At 64.9% G+C, this 5,724-nt stretch carries 5 protein-coding genes; 3 read left to right on the top strand and 2 right to left on the bottom strand.

What is annotated here, in order from left to right:
• The coding region (locus ENZ74_RS19545) for an ATP-binding cassette domain-containing protein (protein ID WP_127312934.1) at positions 1-467 on the top strand (467 nt) is incomplete at its 5' end.
• Here the strand turns inward: ENZ74_RS19545 and ENZ74_RS19540 are convergent.
• Together ENZ74_RS19540 and pncA are read right to left on the bottom strand one after the other, a co-directional pair.
• Positions 468-1,886 carry a sodium:proton antiporter gene (locus ENZ74_RS19540; protein ID WP_063169738.1) on the bottom strand — a complete coding sequence of 473 codons (1,419 nt, stop codon included), beginning with the start codon at positions 1,884-1,886 and terminating at the stop codon, positions 468-470.
• 27 nt (positions 1,887-1,913) lie between these two features.
• Positions 1,914-2,528 carry a bifunctional nicotinamidase/pyrazinamidase gene (pncA, locus tag ENZ74_RS19535; protein WP_063169737.1) on the bottom strand — a complete coding sequence of 205 codons (615 nt, stop codon included), beginning with the start codon at positions 2,526-2,528 and terminating at the stop codon, positions 1,914-1,916.
• 258 nt (positions 2,529-2,786) lie between these two features.
• Between pncA and ENZ74_RS19530 the strand changes: the two genes are divergently transcribed.
• Entirely contained in the window at positions 2,787-3,641 is an 855-nt protein-coding gene (locus ENZ74_RS19530) for a xanthine dehydrogenase family protein subunit M (protein WP_063170426.1), read from the top strand.
• On the top strand, positions 3,638-5,724 hold a 2,087-nt coding region (locus ENZ74_RS19525; RefSeq protein WP_127312933.1), incomplete at its 3' end, for a molybdopterin cofactor-binding domain-containing protein. The genes ENZ74_RS19530 and ENZ74_RS19525, both read left to right, overlap by 4 nt.

Here is a 5,724-nt window from a genome sequence, read left to right as displayed (position 1 = left end):
TCGCCTATGTGCCGCAGGGAAGGCGACTGTTCGCCGAAATGACGGTGGCGGAAAACATCGAGATCGGCCTGATGGCGCGCGGCAAAGGCAAGGCGACGCGTGAAAACGTGCTCGACCTCTTTCCATTGCTGCGCCAGCGGCTGCGGCAGCGTTCCGGCACACTGTCCGGCGGCGAACAGCAGATGCTGGCGATGGCGCGTGCACTCTGCCTCGAACCGCAGGTGCTATTGCTCGACGAGCCGACCGAAGGACTGATGCCGTCGATGATCGCCAAGATCCGCGAGACGGTGTCGACGCTGCGTGACATGGGCGTGTCGACCATCCTGGTCGAACAACGGGTCGATGCAGTGCTTTCTGTCGCCGACCGCGTTGCTTTCGTCGAAAACGGCCGCAACCGCGAGACGGTCGATGTCGAGGAATTGCGCGCCGACCCGTCGGCGGTGCGCCGTTATGTCGGCGTGGGTTGATCAGCCGAAGAACAGAAAACCCGCTACCAAAAATGTCGGGATCAGCACCAGGCCCGACCATGCCATATAGCCAAAAAAGCCCGGCATCTTCACGCCGCGATGTCGGGCGATGGCGTAGACCATGAAATTCGGCGCATTGCCGATATAGGTGTTGGCGCCCATGAACACCGCGCCGGCCGAGATCGCGGCAAGCGTCGAAGCGAACTCCGTCATCAGGTGCCGGGGGTCACCGCCGGCAAGCTCGAAGAACACCAGATAAGTCGGCGCATTGTCGAGGAAGGATGACAGCGCCCCGGTCAGCCAGAAATAGGCGAGATCGTTGGGCTGGCCGGAGGAAGAACTCACAAGCGACACCAGCGGCGCCAGCGCACCCTCATGGCCTGCCCTGAGGATGGCGATGACCGGCACGATGCAGATGAAGATGCCGGCAAACAATTTGGCCACCTCTGCTATCGGACCCCAGTTGAAGCCATTGGCCTCGCGGTATTCCTTGCGCGAAATGACAAGTGAAACGAGGGCGAGCGCCAGGATCATGGCGTCGCGCACCAGGTTCTGCAGTTCCAGGCTGACGCCGAACACGGAGAAGCTGACGCCCGGCTTCCAAGCCGCCGATAGCAGGATGGCGCCGATCACCCCCGCCAGCAGCGGAAGGTTGGCCAGGCCGCGCAGGCGCACCTTGGTATCCGGTGTCGGGTCCTTGATCTTCGGCGCGCCAGCCTCGCGCCGGTGCAGGATGATGTCGATCACCAGAAAAATGCCCAGCACGACACCGCCGACGAACAGCGTCTCGCGCCAGAGGTTCGTCGTCGTCCAGAAGAAGTCGACGCCGCGCAGGAAGCCGACGAACAGCGGCGGATCGCCAAGCGGCGTCAGCGAGCCGCCGATGTTGGACACCAGGAAGATGAAGAAGATGACGACATGGGCGTTGAACCGCCTGTTATCGTTGGCGCGGATGATCGGCCGGATCAGGATCATCGAGGCACCGGTCGTGCCGATCACCGAGGCCAGCAGCGCGCCGACCAGCAGCAGGCCGGCATTCACCAGCGGCGTGCCGTGAATGTTGCCGGCAAGGAGAATGCCGCCGGAAATGGTGAACAGCGCAAACAGCAGGATGATGAACGACATGTATTCGGTGAGCAACGCATGCAGCACCGCTTCGGTCGCTGTGGGGACACCGAAGGCGACCGCCAGCGGCAGGACCACCAGAGCGCCCCAAAGGGCCGCGATCTTGCCGTAGTGATGCTCCCAGACATGAAGAAACAGCAGCGGACCAGTGGCGATCGACAACAGCAGCCCGGCAAAGGGCAGCGCCCACCACAGCGACATCGAAGCGCCGGGCAGGCCGTGTTCCTCCGCCCCGAAAGCCTGTGCCGGAAACAGCACGGCCACGACGATTGCCGCCTTCGTCGCGACCCACAAAAAGCCCCTCTTGCGCCTCACGATCCGTCAGTCCGACAAAGGGTCTTCGAGCCTCACGCCGGCGTCGCGCATGCGCTGCAGCGTGGCATGGAGCGAACCGTTGAGATCGATGCCGCGGCAGGCATCCAGCCGCACTGTGGTTTTGAAGCCCTGGCTGACGGCATCCAGCGCCGAAAAGCCGACGCAGAAATCGGTCGCCAGCCCGACCAGGGTCAGCGTGTCGATGCCGCGCTCCCGGAGGTAGCCGGCAAGGCCGGTCTGGGTCGTGCGGTCGTTCTCGAAGAAGGCCGAGTAGCTGTCGATATCAGGCCGAAATCCCTTGCGAATGACGAGCTCGGCCTTGGTCCAGGCGAGGCCGGAATGGAAATCCGAGCCCAGGCTGCCCTGGATGCAGTGGTCCGGCCACAGCGTCTGCTGGCCGTACGGCATTTCGATCATGGTGAAGGGCTGCGCGCCCGGATGGCTGGAAGCAAAGCTGGAGTGACCGGCGGGATGCCAGTCCTGCGTCAGCACGACATGGTCGGTTCGCCGGATCAGGTCGTTGACCAGCGGCACGATCTCGTCGCCGCCGGCAACCGCCAGCGCGCCGCCGGGACAAAAATCGTTCTGCAGGTCGATGACGACAAGCGCTTCGTCGGCCATGGGCTTTCCTCTTCCGTATGCAGGCTCCAGTGGAAAATGCCGCTGACGCGACCGGACGCAGAAACTTGACCAGATGGCCGGCCGCGTCAACCTCTCAAGCCATAACAAATGCGTGCCGGCGGCGCCGCGGCAAACTCCGGCTTTGACAAATCCTGCCAGCTTGATATCATTTGCATACGAATGAATTTTCCGACCCCTGTGCTGGAAGGATCTTTCGAAGTACCAGCTCTGGAAGGCCTCTTTTCGGGAAGGCAAAGCGTGATCCGTTACGCGAAACCCACCTCGGTCGACGAAGCGCTCGCTTTGCTTGGCGAGGGCGCCTGGCGCATCCTTGCCGGTGGCACCGATTTCTATCCGGCACAGGGCAGCAAACCGATCCGCGACAATGTTCTCGACATTAACGGCCTGGCGGCGCTGTGCGGCATTGCCGAGGCGAGCGACCATTTCGTCATCGGCGCGCGCACGACCTGGACCGACATCGTCCGCCATCCCTTGCCGCCGGCCTTCGAGGCGCTGAAGCAGGCGGCGCGAGAGGTCGGCTCGGCGCAGATCCAGAACGTCGCCTCGGTCGCCGGCAATCTCTGCAACGCCTCGCCTGCCGCCGACGGCGTGCCAGCCCTGCTCGTCCTCGATGCCGAGGTCGAGCTGCGCTCGGTGGCAGCGACGCGGCACCTGCCGTTGCAGGACTTCATTCTCGGCAACCGCCGCACGGCTCTGCTGCCCGGTGAGATGGTCACGGCGATCCGCGTGCCGAAGCCCAGCGGCACGTCGGCTTTCGTCAAGCTCGGCGCCCGGCGCTACCTCGTCATTTCCATCGCCATGGTGGCAGCACGTCTGGCCGTCGACAATGGCACCGTCCGGCAAGCGGCGGTCGCGGCCGGCTCCTGTTCGGTGGTGGCCAAGCGGCTGGCCGGCGTCGAAGCCGCGTTGTGCGGGCTGCCGGTGGATGGCGAGCTTGCCGATGCGGTCCTGTCCGCGCCGATGAGCGAACTGTCGCCGATCGCCGATGTGCGCGGCAGCGCCGAATACCGGCTTGATGCAGTGCGCGAGATTGTTGCCCGCGCCGTGCTTGCGGCTGTGGGGCGGACGACTGGCGAAGAGGTGGCGGCATGAGCCAGGTTCAACCTGACGTGCGTGAAGCAGTGCCCGACCTGGGCGCCGTTCGGCCTGCTCGCGGCCCGGAGCGCGTTGACATCGCCTTCGAGGTCAATGGCAGCGCCGTATCGGTCAATGTGCCGCCGCTGCGCCGACTGTCCCTGGTGCTGCGCGACGAACTGGGGCTGACCGGCACCAAGGTCGGCTGCGATGCCGGCGATTGCGGCGCCTGTACGGTGCTGGTCGACGGCGATCCCGTCTGCGCCTGCCTGATGTCGGCGGCGTCCGCTGCCGGCGCATCGGTGACGACAGTTGAAGGGCTTGCCAACGGCCGGCTGTCGACGTTGCAGGCCTCTTTCCTTGCCCATGGCGCTGCGCAGTGCGGGATTTGCACGCCCGCCCTGTTGGTTGCGGCGACGGCTCTGCTGGAGAAGAAGGCGAGCCCCACCGAGGTCGAGGTACAGGACGCGCTCGGCGGAATTCTGTGCCGCTGCACCGGCTACCGGAAGATCATTGCCGCAGTGATGGATGCCTCCCTGCAGGCAGCAAGCCTGGATTTCCGCTTGCCCCGGTCAGGCCACGCGATCGGTTCCTCGCCCATCCGGCTCGACGGCGTGCCGAAGGTCACCGGGGCTGAGAAATTCGGCAGCGATTCCTTCCCCGCCGATGCACTGGCGGTACTGGTGATCCGCTCTCCGCATTATCACGCCAGCTTCGCCTTCGGTGACCTCGATGGCTGGGCGAAGGCACATCCCGGTGTCGCCGGCGTCTTCACCGCCGCCGACATTCCGGGAAAAAACTGTTTCGGCGTCATCGGCCCCTTCGCCGACCAGCCGGCACTGGCCGAAGGGTTTGCCCGCCTTCGCGGTGAGGCGGTGGCGTTGGTCGCTGGCGAGCGCGAGGCGATGCTCGATATCGACCTCTCGGATTTTCCGATCCGCTGGACCGAATTGCCGCATGTTCTCCAATCCTGCGAAGCGCGCGCCGGCGGTGCCAAGCTCATCCATGAGAACAGACCGGCAAACCTGCTGACCTCCGGCTTCGTCGAACGCGGCGATCCGGAAGGGGCCCTTGCCGGTGCAGCGTTCACGGTGTCCGGCGTCATCGACACCTCCTATGTCGAGCACGCCTATATCGAACCGGAAGCCGGCTATGCCTATGTGGACGGCGACACGCTGGTCGTCGTCGCCTGCACCCAGGCGCCCTATATGGACCGCGACGAGACGGCGAAGGTGCTCGGCCTTGCCGTCGACAAGGTGCGCATCGTGCCGACCGCGACCGGCGGCGGTTTCGGCTCGAAGCTCGACGTCTCGCTGCAGCCGCTGATCGGCCTTGTGGCGATGAAGACTGGGCGGCCGGCGGCACTTGCCTACACCCGCACCGAATCGATGATGTCGACCACCAAGCGCCATCCGGCCGAGATGAAAGCAACCATCGGCGCCGATGCCGACGGCCTTGTCACCGGCATGATCTTCGAAGGCGATTTCAACACCGGCGCCTATGCAAGCTGGGGCCCTACCGTGGCCAACCGCGTGCCGGTGCACGCCTCCGGACCTTATGCGACGCCGAACTACCGCGCCGAAGGCCGCGCCATCCATACGCATGGGCCGATCTCCGGCGCCTTCCGCGGCTTCGGCGTGCCGCAAGCGACGATCATGCAGGAGACCCTCTATGATGAGCTGGCCGGCAAGCTCGGCATGGACAGGCTCGATTTTCGCTTGAAGAACTGCCTTCGGAACGGCTCCGAAACGGTCACAGGACAGCTTCTGGACTCCGGCGTCGGCATTGCCGAATGCCTCGAATCGCTGCGGCCGCACTGGGCGCGCGCGGCGGCCGATGCGGAGGCATTCAACAGCGCCAACACAGATAGAAAGCGCGGCGTCGGCGTCGCGTCCTGCTGGTATGGCTGCGGCAACACCTCGCTGCCCAATCCGTCGACCATTCGGGTCGGCATCGCGGCCGACGGCACGGTCATCCTGCACCAGGGCGCGGTCGATATCGGCCAGGGTTCGAACACGGTCATCGCCCAGATCTGCGCCGACGCGCTCGGCCTGCCGCTGGAGAGATTCCAGCTGAAGAGCGCCGATACATCAATTACTCC

This window comes from Mesorhizobium sp. M7A.F.Ca.CA.002.15.2.1 (assembly GCF_003998715.1).
Classification (GTDB): Bacteria; Pseudomonadota; Alphaproteobacteria; order Rhizobiales; family Rhizobiaceae; genus Mesorhizobium; species Mesorhizobium ciceri.
Note: the sequence above shows the minus strand (reverse complement) of the source record. Positions and strands in the feature narration are given on the sequence as shown.

Excerpts from the sequence above, each read along its gene's own strand:
- pncA (WP_063169737.1), bottom strand. The coding sequence starts at position 2,528 with ATGGCCGACGAAGCGCTTGTCGTCATCGACCTGCAGAACGATTTTTGT.